Origin of the sequence: Caulobacter segnis (assembly GCF_003243465.1) — a bacterium.
Taxonomy (GTDB): domain Bacteria; phylum Pseudomonadota; class Alphaproteobacteria; order Caulobacterales; family Caulobacteraceae; genus Caulobacter; species Caulobacter segnis_A.
This window is the reverse complement of sequence record NZ_QFQZ01000031.1, coordinates 1-24,039: the sequence shown is the minus strand read 5'-3', so window position 1 is coordinate 24,039 and position 24,039 is coordinate 1. Positions and strand designations below refer to the sequence as shown.

The 24,039-nt window shown below is 67.5% G+C and carries 17 protein-coding genes and 1 pseudogene; 12 read left to right on the top strand and 6 right to left on the bottom strand.

Translation table 11 applies throughout. From position 1 onward, the window contains the following. Positions 1-7 precede the first annotated feature (7 nt). Positions 8-2,065, bottom strand: coding sequence for a toll/interleukin-1 receptor domain-containing protein (locus DI526_RS11330; RefSeq protein ID WP_304277671.1), 2,058 nt, complete (start codon positions 2,063-2,065; stop codon positions 8-10). A gap of 35 nt (positions 2,066-2,100) precedes the next feature. Between DI526_RS11330 and DI526_RS11325 the strand changes: the two genes are divergently transcribed. Together DI526_RS11325 and DI526_RS11320 are read left to right on the top strand one after the other, a co-directional pair. Further along, the gene (locus DI526_RS11325; RefSeq protein ID WP_304277669.1) at positions 2,101-2,847 is read left to right on the top strand and encodes a Crp/Fnr family transcriptional regulator; all 747 of its coding nucleotides are present in this window, start codon (positions 2,101-2,103) and stop codon (positions 2,845-2,847) included. A 151-nt stretch (positions 2,848-2,998) separates the two neighbouring features. Further along, positions 2,999-3,232 carry a hypothetical protein gene (locus tag DI526_RS11320; protein ID WP_304277667.1) on the top strand — a complete coding sequence of 78 codons (234 nt, stop codon included), beginning with the start codon at positions 2,999-3,001 and terminating at the stop codon, positions 3,230-3,232. A gap of 61 nt (positions 3,233-3,293) precedes the next feature. Here DI526_RS11320 and DI526_RS11315 read toward each other — a convergent pair whose 3' ends face one another. Continuing rightward, complete coding sequence (locus tag DI526_RS11315) at positions 3,294-3,740, bottom strand: pseudoazurin (protein WP_304277665.1); 447 nt, start codon at positions 3,738-3,740, stop codon at positions 3,294-3,296. 723 nt (positions 3,741-4,463) lie between these two features. Here DI526_RS11315 and DI526_RS11310 point away from each other — a divergent pair. Further along, positions 4,464-7,109, top strand: a complete 2,646-nt coding sequence (locus DI526_RS11310; protein WP_304277663.1) for a TonB-dependent siderophore receptor — start codon at positions 4,464-4,466, stop codon at positions 7,107-7,109. A gap of 129 nt (positions 7,110-7,238) precedes the next feature. On the opposite strand, the gene DI526_RS11305 is transcribed toward DI526_RS11310, so the two are convergent. Further along, complete coding sequence (locus DI526_RS11305) at positions 7,239-8,582, bottom strand: MFS transporter (RefSeq protein WP_304277662.1); 1,344 nt, start codon at positions 8,580-8,582, stop codon at positions 7,239-7,241. Positions 8,583-8,815: 233 nt separating this feature from the next. On the opposite strand from DI526_RS11305, the gene cyoA reads away from it, so the two are divergent. The 7 genes from cyoA to DI526_RS11270 are packed head-to-tail and all read left to right on the top strand — an operon-like array spanning position 8,816 to position 15,507. Beyond that, complete coding sequence (gene cyoA, locus DI526_RS11300) at positions 8,816-9,880, top strand: ubiquinol oxidase subunit II (RefSeq protein ID WP_304277660.1); 1,065 nt, start codon at positions 8,816-8,818, stop codon at positions 9,878-9,880. Between the two features lie 20 nt (positions 9,881-9,900). Then, positions 9,901-11,898, top strand: coding sequence for a cytochrome o ubiquinol oxidase subunit I (gene cyoB / locus DI526_RS11295; protein WP_304277659.1), 1,998 nt, complete (start codon positions 9,901-9,903; stop codon positions 11,896-11,898). Positions 11,899-11,900: 2 nt separating this feature from the next. After that, the gene (gene cyoC, locus DI526_RS11290; protein WP_304277657.1) at positions 11,901-12,527 is read left to right on the top strand and encodes a cytochrome o ubiquinol oxidase subunit III; all 627 of its coding nucleotides are present in this window, start codon (positions 11,901-11,903) and stop codon (positions 12,525-12,527) included. Further along, entirely contained in the window at positions 12,524-12,907 is a 384-nt protein-coding gene (gene cyoD / locus DI526_RS11285) for a cytochrome o ubiquinol oxidase subunit IV (RefSeq protein WP_304277655.1), read from the top strand. Before cyoC ends, cyoD begins: the two co-directional genes overlap by 4 nt. Before the next feature lie 50 nt (positions 12,908-12,957). Continuing rightward, positions 12,958-13,638 carry an SURF1 family protein gene (locus DI526_RS11280; RefSeq protein WP_304277718.1) on the top strand — a complete coding sequence of 227 codons (681 nt, stop codon included), beginning with the start codon at positions 12,958-12,960 and terminating at the stop codon, positions 13,636-13,638. Further along, positions 13,635-14,984 (top strand): ATP-binding protein, encoded by a 1,350-nt coding sequence (locus tag DI526_RS11275; protein WP_304277653.1) that lies wholly within the window; start codon positions 13,635-13,637, stop codon positions 14,982-14,984. The genes DI526_RS11280 and DI526_RS11275 overlap by 4 nt, the downstream gene beginning before the upstream one ends. After that, a complete protein-coding gene (locus DI526_RS11270; RefSeq protein ID WP_304277651.1) occupies positions 14,977-15,507 on the top strand; it encodes a response regulator transcription factor in 531 nt (176 codons plus the stop codon). Before DI526_RS11275 ends, DI526_RS11270 begins: the two co-directional genes overlap by 8 nt. 66 nt (positions 15,508-15,573) lie before the next feature. Here DI526_RS11270 and DI526_RS11265 read toward each other — a convergent pair whose 3' ends face one another. From DI526_RS11265 to DI526_RS11255, 3 genes are all read right to left on the bottom strand, one after another. Next, on the bottom strand, positions 15,574-17,124 hold the full coding sequence (locus DI526_RS11265; protein ID WP_304277649.1) for a tryptophan halogenase family protein: 1,551 nt from the start codon (positions 17,122-17,124) through the stop codon (positions 15,574-15,576). 11 nt (positions 17,125-17,135) lie between these two features. Further along, positions 17,136-18,671 (bottom strand): tryptophan halogenase family protein, encoded by a 1,536-nt coding sequence (locus DI526_RS11260; RefSeq protein WP_304277647.1) that lies wholly within the window; start codon positions 18,669-18,671, stop codon positions 17,136-17,138. Between the two features lie 156 nt (positions 18,672-18,827). Next, the gene (locus DI526_RS11255) at positions 18,828-21,950 is read right to left on the bottom strand and encodes a TonB-dependent receptor (RefSeq protein WP_304277645.1); all 3,123 of its coding nucleotides are present in this window, start codon (positions 21,948-21,950) and stop codon (positions 18,828-18,830) included. A 633-nt stretch (positions 21,951-22,583) separates the two neighbouring features. Between DI526_RS11255 and DI526_RS11250 the strand changes: the two genes are divergently transcribed. Together DI526_RS11250 and DI526_RS11245 are read left to right on the top strand one after the other, a co-directional pair. Then, the gene (locus tag DI526_RS11250; protein ID WP_304277644.1) at positions 22,584-23,627 is read left to right on the top strand and encodes a LacI family DNA-binding transcriptional regulator; all 1,044 of its coding nucleotides are present in this window, start codon (positions 22,584-22,586) and stop codon (positions 23,625-23,627) included. Positions 23,628-23,686: 59 nt separating this feature from the next. Further along, a pseudogene (locus DI526_RS11245) lies at positions 23,687-24,039 on the top strand (glycosyl hydrolase); the annotation flags it as partial.

Here is a 24,039-nt window from a genome sequence, read left to right as displayed (position 1 = left end):
TGTTCAGTCATGATTGCGCCTCCCGAAAGGAAGCTCCACCAGGAAGGGAGTCTCGCCAAAATGCAAGGAAACCGGGGTGGGCGTAACCCTGTTTTTCCAGATCGCGGACGATAGCCGCGGCTTCGCCCCGACGACCGACCTCGATCAGGGCGCGCGCCAGCGTGTCGCGGTTGCCAGGCGTCATGGAGGCGCGCTGGCTCCAAAGGATATCGATCGCCGAAGCGGGTCGCCCCGCCTCGAGTTCGGCCGAAGCATAGAGGCCGACGGCTCCTAGCTCCTTGCGCCAGACGGTGGCCTTCAGCTGCGCGGCCAGAGCCTCGGCCAGCTGGCGAGCCTTGGCGGTGTCGCCGGCCCGCTTGGCGAGCATGATCCCCAGCTGCTGGAGGCGGCCTTCGGTCTTGGCGGCCCAGGGCTCAGCCTTGTCTCCGGCGGCCGGCCTGGCGATCAGGGCGCTGGTTTCGGCGTGGATCTTCTGGGCCTCGCTCAGGCGGCCCGCCGACAGGGCCAGGTCGATCGCATCCATCAGGCTGGCGGCCAGGTACTCGCGCCAGCGCGCATTGGTCGGGTCCAGGGCCGACAGGCTGCGCAGGCGCGCCAGGTTCTGCTCCGACCGGGCCCTCGCCGAGTCCAGCCGGCCCAGATCCAGCTCCAGGCGGGCCAGGGCGACCTCGGCGGCGACGGCGCGCGCCGCCAGGCGCTTGTCGGTGGGGTTGGCCCGTAGCGCCGCGTCCAGCAGCTGCACGGCGGCCTGGCGCTCGACGAAAGCCTCGCGCGGGCGCACCAGGCGCATCAGACAGTCCGCCGACCAGGCGTAGGAATTGGCCAGGCCCTGGACCAGCGTCTGGTCCTTCGGCGTCCGGGCGAGCTCGCCCTTGAACACCGAGGAGGCGACGCGGAAGGCCGCCAGGGCCTCGGCCGGCCGGCCCTGCTCGTAATACAGCGTGGCGATGTTGTTCTTGGCGTAGGCCACCTCGATCCGCCAATCGGCGCGATCGGGGTTCAGGGACACCAGCTTCTGGGCCAGCTCGCCGTAGCGTCGGAAGTGCTGCTCGGCGCCGGTCAGGTCCTCGCGCCGCCACTGCATGTAGCCCAGCCAGAAGACGTTCTGGGCCTCGTCGAAGATGTAGTCGCCGTTCTGCGGGTAGCGCTGCACCAGGATGTGGGTCGTCGCCGCGGCCTGGGCGAAGGCGTTCTGGGCTCCGGCGAGATCGCCGCGCTGGTCGCGGATCGTGCCCAGCAGGGTCTGGGCCTTGGCGCGCTGGGCCAGGGCCTTGTCGTCGAGGCGATCGGTCTGGGCCTTGCCATAATAGGCCAGCACCTTGGCGCTGACGCTGTCCAGCACGTCCAGGCGTCCGACCGGCTCCAGCTGCTCGCGCAGGTCGCCCAGCATGAAGGCCACCAGCGCCTCGGTCTCGTCGCGCTGCTCGCGGGCGATCTGGCGGGACTTCAAGGTCACCACGGTCATGGCCCCCATGCCGATCGCCAGGGCGACCGCCGCCGTGGTGAACCCGGCCATCAGCTGCAGGCGCCGCCGGGCGTCGCGCTGGACCAGCTGGTCGAGGGCCACACCGAGCAGCCGCGCGGCGATCTTCAGTCGCGCCAGCCGGCGGCCGTCGCCGTTCTTGCGCAGGTCCACCGCCAAGGGCTCCACACCCGGCGGCAGCGCCGCGCGCAGGGATGGCGGGAGGATCGCGGCGAGGTCAGTATTGGCCCCGACTTCCGGCGTGATCACACAAATGGTTTTCTCGACGGCGCGGGTCTTCAGGAAATATTCCACCTCCTGATCGACCCAGCGCGAGGCTGCGGAGGCCTCGGAGCACAGAACGATGAGGGCGTCGGAATGATCGAGCGCGGTCCGGATGGCTTCGTTGAGGTCGAACGAGGCGCTCAGCTCGTCCCGGTCGCGGAAAATCGGACGCAGCGTGGCGCTTGCAACCTCGCCAGGTCCTTTGGCGACAAGGCGCGGCGGCCGATAGGTCTCCAGCGCGCGATGCAGCCATTGAGCGGCTTTGCGATCACGATGACTATAGCTGATAAACGCCTTGTACCGCTGTCGGCTATCCATACGTCGACCCTGATCGACAGCAGGAGCGTCCTTCGATGAAAACGTTTTCCCCATCGCTCGCCCCCTCGCCGTCCCATACGCCGAAAGAAGCTTCGCCTAAAGACTATCGCGCAAATCGTGTGTTTCGCCACATGTCGCATCCGGAGGTGGAAGCGCTGGGCGGCGTCATCGAGACCCTGACCTACGGCAAGGGCGAAATGATTCTGCAAAGACACGACCGCGAGGGTGGAATTTACCTGCTGCTGGACGGCGTGCTCCTGGCCAACCAGTACGCCAAGTCCGGGCGCGAGGTCGGCTATCGCCGGATCACCGCCGGCAGCTATTTCGGCGAGATCTCGGCGATCGACGGCCTGCCTCGCTCGGTCAATATCGTGGCGCTGGAAGACTCCCGCCTGGCGCGCCTGCCGCAGTCTCTGGTGCGACGATTGTTCGAAGAATCGCCGCGCTTCATGAAGGCGCTGCTGGAGGACATGGCCGGCCTGGCGCGGTCCCTGACCGACCGGCTGTTCGAGCTGACCGCCGTGTCGGTGGCCTGCCGGGTCGACATCGAACTGCTGCGGATGGCCAGCGCCGCCAGCACCGACGGCCGGCAGGCGGTGATCAACCCCTGCCCGACCCACGCCGAACTCGCCACGCTGCTGGGCAGCCAGCGCGAGCCGGTGACGCGGGAGCTGAACCGCCTGGCGGGCCTCGGCATCGTGCGCCAGACCGGCCGGACCCTGCATGTCCTGGATCTGCCCGCCCTGGCCGATGAGGTCGAACGGATCGGCGGCGAGGTCTGAACCGGCGCGCAAGCAACGCACGCCGGTTCGATGGCTCGACTCCGCCGCGACCGGAGTCGCGGCCTTGCCGACGGCGGGGCGGCGGGTGCCCAGATCGACCTCGCGCATCAGGGTCTCGAAGAAGCTCCCCACCCGCTCGTAGGTATGGGCGATGGAGGGGCCCAGCCATCTGGACGACATCGCCGCCGCCGATGTGCTCGGGGCCGGAACCGTGCGGCCGCTGGCGGCCGGGCGCGTGGTCTTCAGCCAAATGGCGGGCTCGCCCCTGCACACCGTCAGCCGGACGCTGGCGGCCTGGGACGAGCGCGGCGTCACCGCCAGCGCCCGCCGCCGCATCGTTGTTCGCCGGCTGGACGTGCTGACGAACCTCGCCGAAGCGGGCTGAGCTTTCCACAGCCAGAAAGCGAAAGCGCCGCCACTCCCGGAGCGGCGGCGCCTTCGCGACCTCACTTGATCGCGGCGAAGTCGGCCGCCAGGCGCTTCTTGGCCATGGTCGGCGCGGTGGCGATGGCGGCTTCGGCCTCGGCGGCGTTCGGCTTGCCGTCGCCGACCTTGGCCACGAAGGCCATGCCCATCGCCCAGTGCGGCGTGCACTTGAAGCCATAGACACCCGACTTGGCGACCTTCACGACCACTTCCTTGCCGATCACGCCCTTCACCGGCGCGACGCCGGCCGGCCACATGCCGGGGATGGTCTCGACATTGTGGCCGACGTCGGTCGGGATGAAGCGGATGGTGTCGCCCACCTTCAGCTTGGCGTTCGCCGGCTCGAACACCATCATGCCCTGCGAGCCCTGGTTCTGCATCTTGACCTGCAGTTCGGCCGCGCCGGCGGCCCCGGCGATCGCCACGACGCCGATCATGGCGCCGGCGACGAGAACGGACTTCAACATCTTCACTCACCTTTGTCTGGGCGCGGGCGACCCGCCCGCTCGCGGCCACCGATAGACCGGCCGAGGCGGGCGGACCTTGCTCTGGAGCAAGCGAATGCGAATTCCTCGCGTCCGCCCCAGGGGCGTCTCGTCCTAGTGGCCGCCGCCCTTGTGCGGGTTCGGCGGGGCGGTGAAGACGTCGGCGCCATGTTGAACCACCCGAAGCGCCTGCGCCGAGCTATCAGGCTGGGCTCCTGGTCCTGGCCGCGTCGTTCTGGACCCTGGCCTATGGCGGCTTCGCGCTGGCCTATGGACCGATGCTGGCGGGACCACGCCCCGGCCGCGCCTGAGCGCGACGTGGCGGCGGCGCCCGCGACGGCAAGACCGCTGACTCCCCAAGGCGGCCGGCGTCCGTATCGCGGCCCCGTCGGCGCCATAATCATGATCACCGAACTGCGAAATTTTTGGCCAAGCGCCGTGCAAAGGGGCGCCTGGATCCCGATCCTCCCGCTCGGATCGGATGATCCATTGTCACAGGCGCATCAATTTCAAGACTGACAAAAGGTTACAACGGCGACATTCCAGGAAGGAAGCGCCGGTCGTCGGTTATAGAACATAAGAAAACATACGCTGGGGAAGTCCACAGAGTCATTGCAATCGCGCATACATCGCGCACGGGGGATCTGCATGACTAAGTACTCTTTGAATATTCTGCTTTCGGGGGTTTCGGCGCTTTCTCTTAACTTGGCCGCCGCTCATCTCGCCAATGCGGCCACGCCGCCGGTCGACCCGGCGGCGCCGATCGCGACGGCGGAGCCGACCGCCACGACGGAGCCGACCGCCACCCAGGTTGAGCAGGTCATCGTGCTCGGCACGCGTCGGACCGACCGGTCCGTCGTCGACTCGCCGTCGCCGATCGATGTGTTCGGCGGTGAAGAGCTGGCCCGCCAGCCGGCCGCCGACATGCTGGACGTGGTCAAGAACATCGTCCCGTCGTTCTACGTGCCGCAGAACACCATCTCGGACGCCTCGACCTTCGTGCGCGCGCCGTCGCTGCGCGGGCTGGGCGCCGACCAGGTGCTCGTGATGATCAACGGCAAGCGCTACAACCGCTCGGCCCTGGTCCAGGTCGTGACCGGCGGCGACACCGCGCTGTCCCTCGGCGCGCAGGCGGTCGACCTTTCGATGATCCCGTCGATCGCGGTCAAGGACCTGCAGATCCTGCGCGACGGCGCGACCGCCCAGTACGGCTCCGACGCCATCGGCGGCGTCATCAACTATGGCCTGCGCAACAGCGACAATGGCTTCGAGGCCCAGGCGCGCTATGGCAAGACCTACGCCGGCGACGGCAAGAGCTACCAGTTCGCCGTCAACGCCGGCTTCAAGCTGTTCGACGCGGGCTTCGTCAACGTATCGGGCGAGTATTTCGACGACGGCCAGACCAGCCGCGGCGCCACACGCCCCCTCGCCGCTGTGTTCGCCGCCAACAATCCCAGCCTCGCCAGCAAGCTGCCCAACTACCCCGGCCCCGTGCAGATCTGGGGGACATCGCCGACCCACGGCTACAAGCTGTTCCTGAACTCCGGCTACGACATCAGCGACAACGCCAGCCTTTACATGACGGCCAATGTCGGCCATCGCGACGCCGACCAGAGCTTCAACTACCGCTCGCCGATCTCGGCTCCGACGCCGCTGATCGTCGACAACGGCACCGGCCAGCCGGCGACGGGCTCGCCCGGCCGCAACGGCGCCTTCGCCCCGATCTACCTGACGCCCTGCCCGGCCGGCAACGCGACCTGCCCCGCCGGCGGCTTCGTCAAGGATTCCAACACCTACAACTTCACGTCCATCTATCCGGCGGGCTTCACCCCCCGCTTCCAGGGCGTGGTCGAGCAATTCTACGGCACCATGGGCGTGAAGGGTAAGGCCGACAACGGCCTGACCTATGACCTGTCGGGCACCGTGGCCAAGAACTCGCTCGACCTGGCGATGACCCAATCGCTCAACGCCTCGTTCGGCCCGAAGAGCCAGACCGAGTTCAAGTTCGGCAAGCTGATCCAGCGCGAGACCAACCTGAACCTCGACCTGACCTATCCGCTGGAGCTTGGCTTCGCGAGCCCGGTCACCCTGTCGGGCGGCGCCGAATACCGGCACGAGGAGTATGAAGCCACCGCGGGCGACCTGCAGTCGTACGCCGCCGGCCCCTACGCCGTGCAGCCGCTCTACGTTCAGGTCTCGCCCGGCGTCTACACGCGCTCGATCGTCAACGGCTCGCCGGAATCGGCCAGCAAGTCGCCGGGCGCCAGCGGCTACGGCGGCACCAGCCCGGCCTCGGCCAAGACCTCGACCCAGAGCAACTTCGGCGTCTACCTGGGCGCCGAGACCGACGTCACCGAGGCCCTCACGGTCGGCGTGGCGGGTCGCTACGAGAAGTACAACACCTTCGGCGACACCGTGGTGGGCAAGGTCAACGCCCTCTACAAGGTGTCCGACATGTTCTCGGTGCGCGGCACGGTGGGCACGGGCTTCCACGCCCCCTCGCCCGGCCAGAGCAACACCGAGATCCTGACGACGGCCTTCGCCCCCGGCGGCGAGCAGGTCCAGACCGGCACCTATCCGGTGACCAGCGCCATCGCCCAGTACTTCGGCGCCAAGACCCTGACTCCGGAAAAGTCGACCAACTACGGCGTCGGCTTCATCCTCAACCCGATCAGCAACCTGACCTTCACGGTCGATGGCTACTTCATCAAGGTCAGGGACCGGATCAGCATCACCAGCACCTTCGACGTCACGGCGGCCGACATCGCCGCCCAGCCGGCTCTGTCGGCGGTCGGCATCGGCGGCGCGGTGGCCTATTTCACCAACGGCTTCGACACCGAGACCAAGGGCGTCGACGCGGTGGCCAGCTATCGCACCGACCTGCTGGACAACCCGCTGAGCCTGACGCTGGCCTACAGCTACAACAAGAGTAATGTCACCAAGTACGACCCGGCCGCCATCGGCACGGATCGGATCTACGACATCGAGAACATCACGCCCAAGCACCGGGCCAACCTGTCGGCCAACTATTCGATCGCCGGCTTCATGATCAACGCCCGCGGCAACTACTACAGCAAGTGGAGCACCGATCAGGATTATCCGGGCCAGACCTTCGGCTCGGAAATCACGGCCGACCTGGATGTGAGCTATACGTTCGCGGAGAAGTACACGGTGACGATCGGCGCCAACAACCTGTTCGACAACTATCCGGACAAGCTGAAGCCGACCACGGCCAACCCGATCTACGCCCTGACCGGCAGCACGGCCGACGGCCAGATCTATCCGCGCTCGGGCGGTCCGTTCGGCATGAACGGCGGCTTCTGGTACGCGCGCCTGAAGCTCAAGTACTAAGAGGCCAAGAACCTCAAAGGGCTTGGCCGTCGTCCGAGCGGTCTCACCGCTCGGACACCTTGTAAGATATAACGACCCAGGGCCTGAGGGGCTCGGAGCAGCGCTCCGAGCCCCTCAGCGCGACTGTGCTCAGCGTCCGGTGGCCGGTCGAGCCTTCCGCCGGCGGCGGTCCAGGGTCAGGGCCACCAGGGTGGCGACCGCGCCCGAGGCCAGATAGAGCCCGATGGCCGGCAGGCCCCACAGGGTCGCCAGGCCAAGAGCGGCCAGGGGCGCGAAGCCGGCGCCGATCAGCCAGGACAGGTCCGAAGTCACGGCCGCGCCGGTGTAGCGATAGCGCTTGGAGAAGCCCGAGCTCACCGCGCCCGCCGCCTGGCCGAAGGACAGGCCCAGGATCGCGAAGCCGATGATCACATAGGCCGTCTGGCCCGCCGAGCCGCCGTCCAGCAGCCGCGGCGCCAGCAGGCTGAAGGCGCCGATCAGCAGGGCCGACAGCGCCAGCTGGTTCTGGCGGGTGATCCGGTCGGCGATCCAGCCCGAGGCCAGGATGCCAGCCACCCCGACCAGGGCGCCCATCACCTCGATGCGCAGGAAGACCAGCGCCTGGTGGTCGTCATGCAGCGCCACCCAGGACAGCGGGAACACCGTCACCAGGTGGAACATGGCGAAGGTGGCCAGGGGCGCGAAGGCGCCGATCAGCACATTGCCGCCCTCGGCGCGGATCAGGCTGGTGATGCGGACCGGACGCAGCTCACGCGCCTCGAACAAAGCGCCGAACTCCTCGGTGGCGACAATGCGCAGGCGGGCGAACAGGGCGACCACGTTGATCGCGAACGCCGCGAAGAACGGGTAGCGCCAGCCCCAGTCCAGGAAGTCGGCCGGCGACAGGCTGGCCAGGAAATAGGCGAACAGGCCGCTGGCCAGCATGAAACCGAACGGCGCGCCCAGCTGCGGGATCATGGCGTACCAGCCGCGCTTGTTCTCCGGCGCGTTGAGGGCCAGCAGCGAGGCCATGCCGTCCCAGGCGCCGGCCAGGGCCAAACCTTGACCAACCCGGCACGCGGCCAGGGCCCAGATCGCCAGCGCCCCCACCACCGCGAAGCTCGGCAGCAGGCTGATGACGGCGGTCGAACCGCCCAGCAGGAACAGCGCCACGGTCAGCTTCACGCCGCGGCCATAGCGCCGGTCGATCGCGCCGAAGATCGCCGAGCCGAACGGCCGGGCGACGAAGGCCAGGGCGAACAGGGCGAACGACAGCATCACCCCGGTCAGCCGGTCGACGAACGGGAAGAACAGCTGCGGAAAAACCAGCACCGAGGCGATGGCGTAGACGAAGAAGTCGAAGAATTCGGAGGTGCGGCCGATCACCACACCGAGCGCGATTTCACCCGGACGGATCCCCCTTTCGTCGGCGTGCATCCGCCGAGCGTCGCGCTCGAGGCCCGAGGAGGTTGGAATCGCGAAATCATGAACCATGTGCCGATACCCTTGCCTTTGCGTTTCCGTCCCAAAATCCAGTCTCGCCGCCTTTCCGGCGGTCTGAGGAGAGCATGAACCCAACGGAGCGCTCCTGGCAAACGCCTTGATCACGGTCTGGCTCCGGCGCCTCAAATCACCGCAGGGTTGATTGATCCGCGACAAGCGCGTTTTTGACCTAGGACAAACGGTCCAATGTTGCAGCGCGGCGCCATGGCGTATCGGGCGCGCCCATGAGACCGACGCTCCGTCCCAAATCGCTTTCGACCCTGTTCAAGACCGTGGCCGTCGCGCCCGCCCTGCTGGCGCTGGGCGGCTGCGACTGGGTGGTCATGAACCCGTCCGGCGACATCGCCGCCCAGCAGCGCGACCTGATCATCGTCGCGACCGTGCTGATGCTGCTGATCATCGTTCCGGTGATCGCGCTGACCCTGTTCTTCGCCTGGAAGTACCGGCGCTCGAACGAGGCGGCCAAGTACGATCCGGACTGGCACCACTCCACGCGCCTGGAGATCGTGATCTGGGCCGCGCCGCTGGTGATCATCACCATCCTGGGCGCGGTGACCTGGAGCAGCACGCACCTGCTGGACCCCTATCGTCCGCTGGACCGGATCGCGCCGGGCCGCACGGCCGAGAACATCAAGCCGCTCAAGGTCCAGGTCGTGGCCCTGGATTGGAAGTGGCTGTTCATCTACCCCGAGCTGGGCATCGCCACGGTCAACGAACTGGCCGCGCCGGTCGATCGGCCGCTGAATTTCGAGCTGACCAGCTCGTCGGTGATGAACTCGTTCTACGTGCCAGCCCTGGCTGGCCAGATCTACGCCATGCCCGGCATGACGACGAAGCTGCACGCCGTGATCAACAAGCCCGGCGTCTATGACGGCTTCTCGGCCAACTACAGCGGCGAGGGCTTCTCGCACATGCGCTTCAAGTTCCGCGGCATGAGCGAAGCCGAGTTCGCCCGCTGGGCCGACGGCGTCCGCAAGGGCTCCGATCGCCTGGACGGCCAGCGCTACCTCGTCCTGGAAAAGCCCAGCGAGAAGGTCCCGCCCCAGCGCTTCGCCGCGGTGGACGCCGACCTCTTCCACAAGGCCGTCAACCGCTGCGTCGAGCCGGGCAAGATGTGCCAGCACGACATGATGGCGATCGACGCCAAGGGCGGCCTCGGCATGGCGGGCGTCTACAACGTCACCACCCTCGAATACGACAAGCGCGTTCGGCGCGGCGAGCAGGGCGGCGGCTTCCGCTCGTTCGTCGCCGCCCTGTGCGCTCCCTTCGCCGGCCCCTCGGCGCGTTGATTTCCTCCTAGAGACGCCAAATGTCCCCGGACCTCGTCAAATTCATCTTCGGCCGTCTCACCTGGGACGCCATTCCGCTGCACGAGCCGATCCTGCTCGTCACCTTCGGCATGGTGGCCCTGGGCGGCCTGACCGTGCTGGCCCTGCTGACCCGCTTCAAGCTGTGGGGCTATCTGTGGCGTGAGTGGCTGACCAGCGTCGACCACAAGAAGATCGGGGTGATGTACATCATCCTGGCCATCGTCATGCTGCTGCGCGGCTTCGCCGACGCCCTGATGATGCGCGCCCAGCAGGCCATGGCGTTCGGCGAGGTGGCCGGCTACCTGCCGCCGCACCACTACGACCAGATCTTCACCGCCCACGGCGTGATCATGATCTTCTTCGTGGCCATGCCCCTGGTCACGGGCCTGATGAACCTGACCGTGCCGCTGCAGATCGGCGCGCGCGACGTCGCCTTCCCGTTCCTGAACAACTTCAGCTTCTGGATGACCGTCGGCGGCGCGGTTCTGGTCATGGCCTCGCTGTTCGTGGGCGAGTTCGCCCGCACCGGCTGGCTGGCCTATCCGCCGCTGTCGAACCTGGCCTACAGCCCGGACGTCGGCGTCGACTACTACATCTGGGCGCTGCAGGTCGCCGGGGTCGGCACGACGCTCTCGGGCATCAACCTGGTCGTCACCATCATCAAGATGCGCGCCCCGGGCATGAGCCTGATGAAGATGCCGGTCTTCACCTGGACCTCGCTGTGCACCAACGTCCTGATCGTTGCGACCTTCCCGATCCTGACCGCCACCCTGGCCCTGCTGACCGCCGACCGCTACCTGCTGACCAACTTCTTCACGAACGACTTCGGCGGCAACCCGATGATGTACGTGAACCTGATCTGGATCTGGGGTCACCCAGAGGTCTACATCCTGATCCTGCCGGCCTTCGGCGTGTTCTCGGAAGTGGTCTCGACCTTCTGCGGCAAGCGCCTGTTCGGCTACAGCTCGATGGTCTACGCGACCGTCGTCATCACGATCCTGTCCTACATCGTCTGGCTGCACCACTTCTTCACGATGGGCTCGGGCGCGAGCGTGAACTCGTTCTTCGGGATCACGACGATGATCATCTCGATCCCGACAGGCGCGAAGATCTTCAACTGGCTGTTCACGATGTACCGCGGCCGCATCCGGTTCGAGGTCCCCATGCTGTGGACCGTCGGCTTCATGGTCACCTTCGTGATCGGCGGCATGACCGGCGTGCTGCTGGCCGTCCCGCCCGCTGACTTCGTGCTGCACAACAGCCTGTTCCTGATCGCCCACTTCCACAACGTGATCATCGGCGGCGTGGTGTTCGGCATGTTCGCCGGCATCAACTACTGGTTCCCCAAGGCCTTCGGCTTCAAGCTGGATCCGTTCTGGGGCAAGGTCTCGTTCTGGTGCTGGCTGATCGGCTTCTGGGTCGCCTTCACGCCGCTGTACGTGCTGGGCCTGATGGGCGTGACCCGCCGCATGAGCCACTTCGAGGATCCGTCCCTGCAGATCTGGTTCGTGATCGCGGCCATCGGCGCGGTGATCGTCCTGTTCGGCATTCTGGCCTTCCTGGTCCAGATCGTGGTCAGCATCCGCAACCGCGAAGCCCTGCGCGACGAGACCGGCGACCCCTGGGGCGGCCGGACGCTGGAGTGGTCGACCTCGTCGCCGCCGCCGGCCTACAACTTCGCCTTCACGCCGGTGGTGAGCGAGCTGGACAGCTGGTGGGACATGAAGGCGCGGGGCTACCAGCGCCCGACGACCGGCTTCATCCCGATCCACATGCCGGCTAACACCGGCGCGGGCGTGGTCCTGGCCGGGATCAGCACGGTGCTCGGCTTCGCCCTGATCTGGCACATCTGGTGGCTGGCGGCCCTCGCCTTCGTCGCCCTGGTGGCCAGCGCGATCGCCCACACCTTCAACTTCAAGCGTGACTACTACATCCCGGCCGAGGAGGTCGTCCGCGTCGAGGACGCGCGCACCGAAGCCCTGCGGAGCCTGACCTGACCATGGCCTCTCATGCCCATGCCCTGACGGAAGCGGACAAGAAGCGCTTCTACATGACCGAGGAGCATCATCCGGAGAACGGGACCCTGCTTGGGTTCTGGATCTACCTGATGAGCGACTGCCTGATCTTCGCGGTGCTGTTCGCCTGCTACGCCGTGCTCGGCCGCAACTACGCGGCGGGCCCGTCCGGCGCGGACCTGTTCGACCTGCCGCTGGTGGCCGTGAACACGGGCCTGCTGCTGCTGTCGTCGATCACCTATGGCTTCGCGATGATCTCGGCCCAGGCCAAGAAGGTGAAGCCGGTCCTGGCCTGGCTGGCGATCACCGGCCTGCTGGGTCTCAGCTTCCTGTCGCTGGAACTCTTCGAGTTCCACCACCTGATCCACGAAGGCGCCGGCCCCCAGCGCAGCGCGTTCCTGTCGTCGTTCTTCGTGCTTGTCGGCACCCACGGCCTGCACGTGACCTTCGGCATCATCTGGCTGGTCACCCTGATGGTCCAGGTCGCCCAGCGCGGCCTCGGCGCCGACATGAAGCGCCGCCTGATGTGCCTGTCGATGTTCTGGCACTTCCTGGACGTCGTCTGGATCGGCGTCTTCTCGTTCGTCTACCTGCTCGGAGTCCTGAAATGAGCGCGGCCAGCCACGATGCGCACGGCGCGCACGAAGACCACGACGGCGGCGCCCACGGCTCGCTGAAGGACTATGTGATCGGCTTCGTCCTGGCCGTGATCCTGACCGCCATCCCGTTCTGGCTGGTCATGGGCCACGTGCTGCCGACCGCCCAGATGACCGCCGTGGCGGTGATGGGGCTGGCGGCGATCCAGGTGCTGGTCCACATGATCTACTTCCTGCACATGAACTCGCGTTCGGAGGGCGGATGGACCCTGCTGGCCCTGATGTTCACCCTGATCCTGGTGGTGATCACGCTCAGCGGCTCGCTGTGGGTGATGCACAACCTGAACACCCACATGATGCCGGACATGCCGCACGACATGCGCGAGGTCCCGTGAAGCGTTCCGGCGCAAGGACGACCGCCCTGGTCGGACTTTGCGCCGGCTTCATGCTGGTGTTCGGGGCGCTGGGCTGCTGGCAGGTCCAGCGCCTGGCCTGGAAGCTGGACCTGATCGCCCGGGTCGAGCAGCGCCTAGCGGCGCCCCCCGCCCCTGCTCCCGGCCCCGCCGGCTGGTCCGAGATCTCCGCCGACAAGGACGCCTACCGGCGCGTCCGCCTGACCGGCGCCTTCGATCATCGCCAGGAAACCCTGGTTCAGGCGGTCACCGACCTTGGTCCCGGCTTCTGGGTGATGACCCCGCTGCGGACCGATCAGGGTTTCGTCGTCCTGGTCAACCGCGGCTTCGTCCCCGCCGATCGCTTGGCCCAGAACCGCCGAGCGGCCGGCCTAGTCGAGGGCGAGACCCAGGTCTCGGGCCTTCTGCGGATGAGCGAGCCCAAGGGCGGCTTCCTGCGCCGCAACCAACCCGAGGCCGGACGCTGGTATTCCCGGGACGTCGCCGCCATCGCCCAGGCGCGCCGCCTGGCCCCGATCGCCCCCTACTTCGTGGACGCCGACGCGACGGCCAATCCCGGCGGCTGGCCCCGCGGCGGTTTGACCGTCGTGCGTTTCGCCAACAGCCACCTTATCTATGCGCTCACCTGGTTCGCGCTGGCCCTGTTCTGCGGCGGCGCGGCCGTCTATGTCCTGGCGCAGGCGCGCCGGGGCCGCCAGCAAGAGGCCGCATGACGCCCACCGCCAACATGGTCATCTCCGGGCTTTCGGGATGGCTTTCGGGCGCGCGGGCCGCCGAGAACGCCAACGGCCCCGCCGACGCGATCGCGCGCCAGAACATGCTGCAACTGATCCACCTGCGCTGGCTGGCCGTGCTGGGCCAGGTGGTCACCATCCTGGTTGTCCATTTCAGCTTCCGCTTCGATCTGCCGCTGACGGCGATGATGCTGGTCCTGGCGGGCCTGGTCGCCCTGAACCTGTTCAGCCTGCTGCGGCTGAAGCGGGCCGAGCCCGTGGGCCGCTACGAGCTGTTCCTGGCCCTGACCCTCGACGCCCTGGCCCTGACCATCCAGCTCTATTTCAGCGGCGGCGCGACGAACCCGTTCACGACCCTCTATCTGCTGCACGTGATCCTGGCGACGGTGCTGCTGGAGGCGCGGGCGACCTGGGCGATCGTGGCCCTGATCAGCTTCTGCTTCGTGGCCCTGGTGGCCTTCAACCGCCCGATCATCACCTCGGGCCTCAGCGACCGGCTGTTCTTCGAGCTGTTCATCATGGGGATGCTGATCGGCGTGGTGCTGGACGCGCTGCTGCTGGTCACCTTCGTCGGCCGCATCACGGCCAATCTGCGCCGCCACGACGCCCGTCTCGCCGAGCTGCGCCAACGCCAGGCCGAAGAGACCCACATCGTCCGCATGGGTCTCCTGGCGTCCGGCGCCGCCCATGAGCTGGGCACCCCGCTGGCGACGCTGGACGTCATCCTGGGCGACTGGCGGCGGATGCCCGTCTTCACCTCCAATCCGGAGCTGGCGCAGGAGCTGGAAGACATGCGCGGCGAGGTGCTGCGCTGCAAATCGATCGTCACCGGCGTGCTGCAGTCGGCGGGCGAGGCCCGCAGCGGCGAGGTGCGGGTCAGCACCCTGCGCGGCTTCCTCGACGAGGTCGTCGCCGAGTGGCGCTCCAGCCGCGCCGAGCACAATCTCAGCTACGACACCGACCTGCTGGACGCCACGCCGATCGTCGCGGAGTCGACGCTGAAGCAGGTGATCCACAACGTGCTGGACAACGCCGTCGAGGCCTCGGCGACGACGACCCGGCTCAGCGCGGTCATGCGCGAGGGCTGGATCCGCATCGAGGTCGAGGACGACGGCGCGGGCTTCACCCGCGAAGCGCTGGCCGACTTCGGCAAGCCCTATAACTCGACCAAGGGGCGGGCCGGCGGCGGACTGGGCCTGTTCCTGGTGGTCAATGTCCTGCGGAAGCTGGGCGGCGCGGCCGAGGCGGAGAACCTGCCGTCGGGCGGCGCCCGGGTCACCATGAGACTGCCGATCGCGATGCTGGAGGTCACCCGTCATGGCTGAGCGCAAGCTGATCCTGGTCGAGGACGACGACAAGTTCGCCGGGACCCTGAAACGATCCTTCGAGCGCCGCGGCTACGAGGTCGCGCACGTCCGCGGGCTGGAGGCCGCCCAGGCGGCGTTGACCGACTTCAAGCCGCGCTACGCGGTCGTCGACCTGAAGCTGTCGGGCGAGTCGGGCCTGGCCTGCGTGCGCGCCCTGGCCGAGCATGACCCCGAGATGCTGATCGTCGTCCTGACCGGCTTCGCCAGCATCGTCACGGCGGTCGAGGCCATCAAGCTGGGCGCCTGCCACTACCTGGCCAAGCCCTCCAACACCGACGACATCGAGGCGGCCTTCCGCAAGCGCGAGGGCGATATCGACGCCGCGATCGAGGGCAAGGCGACGTCGATCAAGAACCTGGAATGGGAGCGGATTCACCAGACCCTGGTGGAGACCGACTTCAACATCTCCGAAACCGCCCGGCGCCTGGGCATGCACCGCCGCACCCTGGCCCGAAAGCTCGAGAAGCGCCGGATCGCCTGACGTCCCGCATGAAGCGGGCAAGGGTTCGCCCGGGAGCCTCGATCTAGCCCGTCAAGGCGCCCAGCCTCACGCCACCGTCTTGAAAGGCGCGACCGCGGCCTCGGGCGGCGGCGCGGGGCAGTGCTTGGCCAGGAACTCGCCGTGGCTGGGCAAGCCCGCGACCTGGGCGGCCAGCATCGGGGCCGACTGGTCCAGGGTCTGGCTGATCACTTCGTAGGGGATGGTGTCGACCAGTTGCTGGTAGCGCTGGGGCCTCACGCCCATGCCCTCCATCACCGACTGCCAGGAGGGATTGCGGAACATGTCGTCGACGCCCTCGCGCAGCACGCCGCTGCGCTCGAACAGGGCCATGCGTTCCTTCAGGCTGTCGGGGATCGGGGCCTCGCGCACCGCCCGCCAGAACGGCGTGTCGTCGCGCTGGGTCTTGCAGTAGTGCAGCACGATGAAGTCGCGGATCTCCTCGTAGTCGGCGACCATGCGGCGGTTGTACTCGGCCCGCAGCGCCGGATCGAAGTCGCGGTCGGGGAAGAAGCGCAGCAGGAAGTCGACGCCGCGATAGATCAGGTGCAGGGCGGTCGACTCCAGCGGCTCGATGAAGCCGCCCGACAGGCCTACGGCCACCACGTTCTTCTCCCAGAGGCGCTGGCGTACGCCGGTCTTGAACGGGATGAACATCGGCTCCATCAGCGCGCGCCCCTCAAGCCCGCCCAGCAGGGTGGCGCGCGCCTCGTCGTCGCTGATGTGGCGTGAGCTGAACACATAGCCGTTGCCGGCCCGGTGCTGCAGCGGGATGCGCCAGCGCCAGCCGCCCGCCTCGGCCTTGGACAGGGTGTAGGGATGCGGCGCGCCGACGTTCTCGGTCTGCACGACCACCGCGCGGTCGCACAGCAGCATGTCGGACCAGTCCTCGAACGGCGTCTCCAGCGTCTTGCCGATCAGCAGGGACCGGAAGCCGGTGCAGTCGATGAAGAGGTCGCCTTCGATCTCGCGGCCATCCTTGATCCGCACCTTGGCGACCGAGCCGTCGGTGTGGGTGACGACGTCGGAGACGATGCCCTCGGAGCGCTTGACGCCGCGCGCCTCGGCGTAGTCGCGCAGGTAGCGGGCGACCAGCCGCGCGTCGACGTGCAGGGCGTAGTTGGCGCCGCCGATCAGGGTGCGCTCAGCCTTGAACGGCAGCATGAACTTGCCCTGCTCGGCCATCACCGCGCCGGGCGCGAAGTCGTGCAGGCCGGACGGATGCCCCGCCGCCTTGGCGCGCAGCCAGCACTGGTAGAACTCGTGCGGACCGAACGGGCCGCCGATCACGCCGAACGGGTGCATGTAGCGGTCGCCGAGGCTCTTCCAGTCCTCGAATCGGATGCCCAGCTTGAAACTGGCCTGGGTGGACTGGATGAAGTCGCGCTCGTCGATCCCCAGGCTGGCCAGCAGGCGCAGGAACGGCGGGATGGTCGACTCGCCGACGCCGATCGTGCCGATCTCCTCGGACTCGACCAGCTCGACCGCGCAGCCGCCCGCCTGGAAGTAGTGGCTGAGCATGGCCGCCGTGATCCAGCCGGCCGAGCCGCCGCCGACGATGACGATCTTGCGGATGGCGTTGGGATGGGTGTGGGTCATCGCTACGGGTCCTACTGCGCCGCGACTGGAGCGGGACGGCAATACTGGTCGAGGAAGGCGGCGTGCGGCGGGGCCGAGGCCACGACCTCGGCGATGGCCTTGCGCATTTCGGCGAGCGGTGCGCTCAGCGCCTGGGCGTCGATGCCGTCGAGCGCCGGGTCGATCGTTTCCGGCAGGAGCTCGAAGCCGGCGTAGATCGCCATCCAGCTGGCGGGCTGGAACATCTCCCAACGGTAGCGGACGAAGTGGCCGCGCTGGCGGAAGAGCTCGACCTTGCGGCGCAGGCTCTCGGGCAAGGTCACGGCGTTGCAGTCGCGCCAGAAGGCGGTGCCCCCCCCTCCACTCTTGGCCCGCTGGTTCGCCCAATAGTGCAGGATGATGAAGTCGCGCACGCGCTCCATCTCGCGACGCGACCAGTCGTTGAACTCGTCGACCAGCTCGGGCGCGAAGTCCTTGTCGGGGAACAGCGCCTTGATCTTCTCGATCCCCGTCTCGATCAGAGCGATCGAGGTGCTCTCCAGGGGCTCCAGGAAACCGGATGACAGGCCCAGGGCGATGACATTGCGGTTCCAGGCCTGCTTGCGACGGCCGGGGGTGAAGCGGATCAGGCGCGGCTCGTGCAGCAGGCGGTCGGGGACGGCGGCTTTCAGCTCGGCCAGGGCGGCCTCGTCGCTGCTGTGGCGCGAGGAGAAGACATAGCCGTTGCCGTAGCGGTGCTGCAGCGGGATCCGCCAGCGCCAGCCGGCCGTGTGCGCCTTGACCTCGGTATAGGGCGCGGGATCGCCGACGCCCTCGCTCTGGACGGCGAAGGCGCGGTCACACAGCAGAAGGTCGCTCCAGGACTCATAGCCGGTCCCCAGCGCCTCCTCGATCAGCAGCCCCCGAAAGCCCGAGCAGTCGATGAAGAGATCGCCCTCGACGGTGGCGCCGGTGTCGAGATCCAGCGAGGCGACGAAGCCGTCCTCGGGGCGCAGGTTGACCTTGATGATCTTGGCGTCGATTCGCCGGACGCCGTTGTCCTCAGCGACGCGTCGCATCAGCTGGGCGAACAGGCCCGCGTCCAGGTGCAGGGCCCAGTCGAAGATCGACAGGCTGTTGCTCGGATTGCGCGGCGGGGCCATGAACTTGCCCGCCGCCGCCAGCGACGCGCCCAGCGAGTAATCCTGGATGTTGGTCGGCTCGCCGCCCTGGGCCAGCTTGCGCCAGTAGTGATGGAAGGGAACGCCCCGCAGGTCCTGGCCGAACAGGCCGAAGGGGTGGATGAAGGCATGGCCCTCGCGCAGCCAGCCGTCGAAGCGGATGCCCAGCTTGCAGGTCGCCTGCGTCGCCCGCATGACCTCGAGATCGTTCAGGCCCAGCTGCTGGTAGAAGCCGCGGATCGTCGGGATGGTCGCCTCGCCGACGCCGATCGTGCCGATCTCGGCGCTCTCCACCAGGGTGATTTCGAGCGGCCCGCCCTGGAAGCGCCGGCGCAGCGCCGCGGCCGCCATCCAGCCGGCGGTCCCGCCGCCGACGATCACCAGCTTGCGGATCCTGTTGTCCGCCATCGGACAGCTCCCCTGAGTGCTTACTGAATTCCGGATCTGACGTCCGGTTGGGTCAGGCTATCGGTTGGGACCGAGGCCCGACAGGTCCCTCCGCACAAAAAAAGCGGCCGCCGCAAGGGGGAAGCGCGGCGGCCGGCAGGAGGTCAGAGGGAAAGCTTACCAGCGCGCGCGGATACCCAGCGTGTAGCGGGGCTCGAACTCGTTCTGGCTGGAGTACTGGGTCTTACCCTTGGCGAAGCGGAGGTAGTAATCCTCGATCTCGCCGGTGACATTCGACCCGTTGAAGTAGACCGTGACGTTTTCGCGGACGTTGTAGCTGACGTTCACGTCCACATAGCCCGTCGACTTCTGCATGACCGGGATCACGCGGTTGCCGCCGCCGCCCATCGTCCCCGAGAGGCGATCGGTGCGGTAGTTGTAGGCGACGCGGGCCTGCAGCTTGTCGTCCTGGTACCAGCCCACCAGGTTGAACTGGTGCTTGGAGTTGTCGAAGAACGGGATCTCGTCGCCGGCGAGGTCCAGGCGGCTCTCGTGGCTGGGCGAGTAGGTGTAGTTGCCGTCCACCCCGAAGTTCGACAGCAGGCCCATGTCGGGCAGCACGTCGGCGAAGGCGATCTTGGCGCCGACTTCCACGCCCTTGACCGAGCCGCCGTCGCCTTGCAGCGGCAGGCTGACATCGACGTCGCGACGGATCACGCCGTCCTGGTCGGGGAAGCGGCCCTTGATCGTGCCGCCGGTGACGAAGCTGTCGATCTTCAGCTGGAAGGCCGAGATGTTCAGCATCGAGGCGCGGCCGAAGTAGTACTCGACGGCGCCGTCGAAGTTCGACGCCCGCCACGGGTTCAGGTTCGGGTTGCCCGACGAGCTGGCGCCGGTGACGCAGCGGATGTTCAGGCCGTTGCCGCAGTCGGCGGTGAAGATCGACAGGCCGCCGCCGTAGTTGCCCAGGTCCAGCGGCTGCATCGTCTTGGCGTAGGCCGCGCGCAGCTTGATGTTGTCGGTCAGGTCATAGACCGCGTTCACCGACGGCAGCCAGTCGGTGTACTTGCGCTTGGTGACCTGGTCGCCGGCGTCGGCGTTGGTATCGCCGTAGTTGCGCACGTCGCCGGTCAGGTTCTGCTTGACGTTCAGCTCGGTCTGGATGACCCGCAGGCCGATGTCGCCGTGCAGGTTGCCGATCTCGAAGTCGGCCGAACCGTAGGCGCTCTGCTCCTTCAGCGTCACGTCGTAGGTCTGGCCCGGGACGATCACGCGGATGGCACCCCCGAACACCTTCTTGTGGAAGGCCTCGGCGTCGTCGAAGTCGCGCGGGTCGATGGCCCAGAAGCCCGGAATGCCGCTGGTCACGCCGCCCAGGTCATCGACCCAGACGGTGTTGTTGTAGGTGGTCAGCTTGGTCGGACGATTGACCGTGTAGCCTTGGAACACCGGCTTGCCGGTGATCGGGTCGGGCACGAACTCGCCCGCCTGGCACTGGTTCTGGTTCATCACGACGTCGATGGCCTTCCACTGGGCCTCGCAGCCGCCGGCCGGCACGGGCGAGCCGTTGGCCTGCACCGCGCCCGGGACGCCGCCGTAGAAGCCCGAGAACAGGTGGAACTGCTCGACGCTGACCGAACGGTCGCTCTGGCGGACGCCGGCGTCGACCTTGGTGATGAAGCCCAGCAGCTTGTCGTCGAACCGGTAGTGGCCCTCGGCGCGGAACACGTTCATGTCCGAGGCGACCTGGTTGTTGCCTTCCGACGAGAACGCCCCGATCGCGTAGCTGTCCTTGTTGGCCATGTAGTCCTTGAGGGACTTGCCGGCGCCCAGGCCACCCATGATCGGACGATCGAAGCCGCTCCACACCGGATGATCGCCGGCGATGTTGTAGTGCAGCTGCGGGTTCTGGCCGTAGCCCATCGGGTTCGGGTTCAGGTAGCAGCCGCCGGCGCTGCCGACGACGGCGTTGCTGCGCTGCGCCGCCGGATACTGATCGCAGATGCCCTTCGGATAGAAGGTGCCGCGGGTGCGGTCATTGGCGTCGCGGAACAGCGTGAAGCGATTGGGGCCATACTGCCAGTTCGACAGGTCGCCTTGGGCCTGGCCGTTCATGCTGAGACGGTCGCCGGTGGCGCGGATGGCGCGGACTTCCGAGGTGAACGGGCCGCCGTTGTCGTACTTCAGTTCGAGATTGTAGTTCTTCGATTCCGACTTGGTGGTGCGGTTGACGGTGAACGAGTTCACCCACCACGCGTCGATGTCGTACTCGTCGACCGCGACCCAGGGACGGCCATTGCCGCCGTTGGTGGTCGGGGCGCTGACGCCGGTCGGGTCGAACACGGTGGGCTTGGTCCAGACGCCGAAGGCGCCGCCGTCCCAGCGGTTGGAGATGTTGATGCCGACGGCGCGGTTGTATTCGTCGAGCTTGGCGTAGAAGCCCTCGGCGATCAGGGTGAAGCCCTCGCCCAGCTTGGCCTCGAAGGCGACGTTGACGCCCAGGCGCTTGCGCTCGACCACGCGGTTGAAGCTCTCGAAGCCGTGCGGCGAGACGAAGTTGTTGGGATTGCTGCCGCCCCAGTCGTTGTTGCCCGACAGGCTGGCGACGCCCGAATAGTTGTTGCCGAGGTTAGACTTGCTAGAGGCCGCGCCGACCATCAGGCCGACCCGGTCGTTGCGCCAGTTGACGACGCCGTTGACCAGATAGTCGTCCTTCTTGGTGCGGTCGCCGCGCTGGGCTTCGGCCGCGCCGGTGAAGGTCAGGCCTTCGCCGAACTGGAACGGACGGCGGGTCTTCAGGTCCAGGGTGCCCGAGATGCCCGACAGGGCGTTGCGCGGGTTGGTCGACTTGTAGACCAGCACCTGGTTCATCAGCTGCGAGGGCACGTCCAGCAGGTTCGGCTGGGCCGAGCCCATGTTGCCGGCGCTGAGGTACTGTTCGCCGTTCAGCAGGGTGATGACCTGGGCCAGGCCGCGGATGTTGACCGTGGCGCCTTCACCGGCGTTGCGCTGGATCTGCACGCCCGAGATGCGCTGCAGGGAGTCGGCGATGGTGACGTCCGGCAGCTTGCCGATGTCTTCGGCCGAGATGGCGTCGACGATGGCCGACTGCTTGCGCTTGATGTCGACCGACTTCATCTGCGAGCCGCGGACGCCGGTGACGACGATTTCCTCGACCTGCGTGCCGGCGCTGCTTTCCTGCGCGAAAGCGCCCGTGGCCAAAGCCAGCTGCGATGCGCCGGCGACCAGCGCCAGCGTCAGGCCGCGCGCGAGCACGGCTTTCCTTGCTTCCTGAGACAATTCCTCGCTCCCCAATAGATCGTTCTTATTGGCCGCCCACTCCGCCCGGCGCCGCCGGTCTTGCGGCGGTCTCGGGTCGCGACTGGGACTTTGCGGGCTTGTCCGGCCGCCGGTCGGCGGTTGTCCAAAAGCCGTGGCGCCCCAGCGCCCGGACATCCGACTCTGGCCTGCGAGCCTTCGTCGAACGCCGGCACATTTCAGAAATGTCCCGGTCAAGTCAACAAGAATGTCAACGTTGTCATATGAGCAGCGACGGGCCGCAGCCCCTGTGATCCAACGCCCGCCGGGAAGGTACCGGTCACATCGGCCGCCACCGACCCGGATAGAAAAATCCCTTACAGCGCTGGAAAAACCGCCATTCTAGGGTCGGAGGCCCTATGCCTGGGCGACAGACAGCCCCTCGGCCTGACGCGCGACACCTCCCGGGAGCCTAGCGACCGCCCCCGCCCGGAACGCCCGCCGTGGCCGCCTTGAAATGTCCTAAAAATGTCCGATGAAATGACCTCATAATGTCCTAACACATGACAGACGAGACATCATCGGCTACAGCCATCGGCGTTCGACGTCGCGCGGTCAGCCTTTCCAGGGCGGAACGCCCGGCCTAGCTTGACGCGCGAACGGACGCGGGGACCCATGACGACGATCCATGACGTGGCTGAGCGGGCGGGCGTGTCGCCCAAGACCGTCTCGCGCGTTCTCAACGATCATGAGAGCGTCAGCGCCAAGACGCGCGACCGCGTCCAGGCGGCCATGCGGGAGCTTGGCTATCACCCCAGCGCCGTGGCCCGCAGCCTGCGGTCGCAAGGCTCCGGCTCGGTCGGCGTGCTGATGGGCGATCCGTCCGGCGGCTATCACACCCGCATCCACCACGCCCTGCTGCTGGCCTGCGTCGAGACCGGCCGCCACCTGACCGTCGACCTGTCCGAGGGCCCCGTCGCCGGCTGGCAGGATCGCGTCCGCGCCTTTGTCCGCGACGGCGGCCTGCGCGAGATGATCCTGCTGCCGCCCGAATGCGACTTCGGGCCGATGAAGGACCTGATGCGCGAACTCGATGTGCGCTGCGTGCTGATCTCGCCGACGACGGTGGACCCTCGCTTCCCCGCCATCGCCATGGACGACCGCGCCGCCGCGCGGGAAGTGGTCGAGCACCTGTTCTCGCTGGGCCATACGCGGATCGGACACATCGCCGGCCACCCGGACCACGCGGCCAGCACGCACCGCCGCAACGGATTCTACGAGGCCTACGCCGCGCGCGGCCTGCCGCGTCCGGGCCCCGAGCTGGTCGTCGAGGGCCAGTTCACCTTCAAGACCGGCCTCGAGGCGGCCAAGACCCTGCTCGACATCGCCGAGCCGCCGACCGCGATCTTCGCGGCCAATGACGAAATGGCCGCCGCCACCTGCATGGAGGCTCAGCGCCGGGGCCTGCGGATTCCCGACGACCTCTCGGTGGTGGGCTTCGACGACCAGCCGATCGCCAGCGTGATCTGGCCCAGCCTGACCACCATCCGCCAGCCGTTCGAGCAGATGGCCCTGCGCGCGCTGCAGACCTTCGCGGCGTGGAACGCCAACGAAGGCGCCGGCCGGATCAACGCCCCCTTCCTCGCGCGCCATTCGCTTGTGGCGCGCGAATCCACCGGCCCCGTGGGAAGCGGCTCGCCGCCCCGCCGGAAGCCCTAACACCCCGCCCGATGCGCCCCCAGAGGCGCGCGGCCGACAAGACGAAAGACGGAGGACACATGACCCGGACGACCTGGCGCGGCCTGACCCTGGCCCTGCTGATCGGCGCCTCGGCGCCGGCCCTGACCGCCACCGGCGCCCTGGCGCAGAGCCCCGCCGCCGCCCCTTCGGCCCGCCCCTGGCTGGACGCCAGGCTGGACGCCGACAAGCGCGCCGACCTCGCCGTGGCGGCGATGACCAACGACGAGAAGTTCACGGTGATCTTCGGCTACTTCGGTGCCGACATGAAGCCGAAGTACACGCGCCACCCCGACTCGCTGGACGCCTCGGCCGGCTATGTGCCGGGCGTGCCGCGCCTGGGCATCCCGGGCCAATGGCAGACGGACGCCGGCGTCGGCGTGGCCACCCAGGG

Excerpts from the sequence above, each read along its gene's own strand:
- DI526_RS11330 (WP_304277671.1), bottom strand. The coding sequence starts at position 2,065 with ATGGATAGCCGACAGCGGTACAAGGCGTTTATCAGCTATAGTCATCGT.
- DI526_RS11325 (WP_304277669.1), top strand. The coding sequence starts at position 2,101 with ATGAAAACGTTTTCCCCATCGCTCGCCCCCTCGCCGTCCCATACGCCG.
- DI526_RS11320 (WP_304277667.1), top strand. The coding sequence starts at position 2,999 with ATGGAGGGGCCCAGCCATCTGGACGACATCGCCGCCGCCGATGTGCTC.
- DI526_RS11315 (WP_304277665.1), bottom strand. The coding sequence starts at position 3,740 with ATGTTGAAGTCCGTTCTCGTCGCCGGCGCCATGATCGGCGTCGTGGCG.
- DI526_RS11305 (WP_304277662.1), bottom strand. The coding sequence starts at position 8,582 with ATGGTTCATGATTTCGCGATTCCAACCTCCTCGGGCCTCGAGCGCGAC.
- cyoA (WP_304277660.1), top strand. The coding sequence starts at position 8,816 with ATGAGACCGACGCTCCGTCCCAAATCGCTTTCGACCCTGTTCAAGACC.
- cyoB (WP_304277659.1), top strand. The coding sequence starts at position 9,901 with ATGTCCCCGGACCTCGTCAAATTCATCTTCGGCCGTCTCACCTGGGAC.
- cyoC (WP_304277657.1), top strand. The coding sequence starts at position 11,901 with ATGGCCTCTCATGCCCATGCCCTGACGGAAGCGGACAAGAAGCGCTTC.
- cyoD (WP_304277655.1), top strand. The coding sequence starts at position 12,524 with ATGAGCGCGGCCAGCCACGATGCGCACGGCGCGCACGAAGACCACGAC.
- DI526_RS11280 (WP_304277718.1), top strand. The coding sequence starts at position 12,958 with ATGCTGGTGTTCGGGGCGCTGGGCTGCTGGCAGGTCCAGCGCCTGGCC.
- DI526_RS11275 (WP_304277653.1), top strand. The coding sequence starts at position 13,635 with ATGACGCCCACCGCCAACATGGTCATCTCCGGGCTTTCGGGATGGCTT.
- DI526_RS11270 (WP_304277651.1), top strand. The coding sequence starts at position 14,977 with ATGGCTGAGCGCAAGCTGATCCTGGTCGAGGACGACGACAAGTTCGCC.
- DI526_RS11265 (WP_304277649.1), bottom strand. The coding sequence starts at position 17,124 with ATGACCCACACCCATCCCAACGCCATCCGCAAGATCGTCATCGTCGGC.
- DI526_RS11260 (WP_304277647.1), bottom strand. The coding sequence starts at position 18,671 with ATGGCGGACAACAGGATCCGCAAGCTGGTGATCGTCGGCGGCGGGACC.
- DI526_RS11250 (WP_304277644.1), top strand. The coding sequence starts at position 22,584 with ATGACGACGATCCATGACGTGGCTGAGCGGGCGGGCGTGTCGCCCAAG.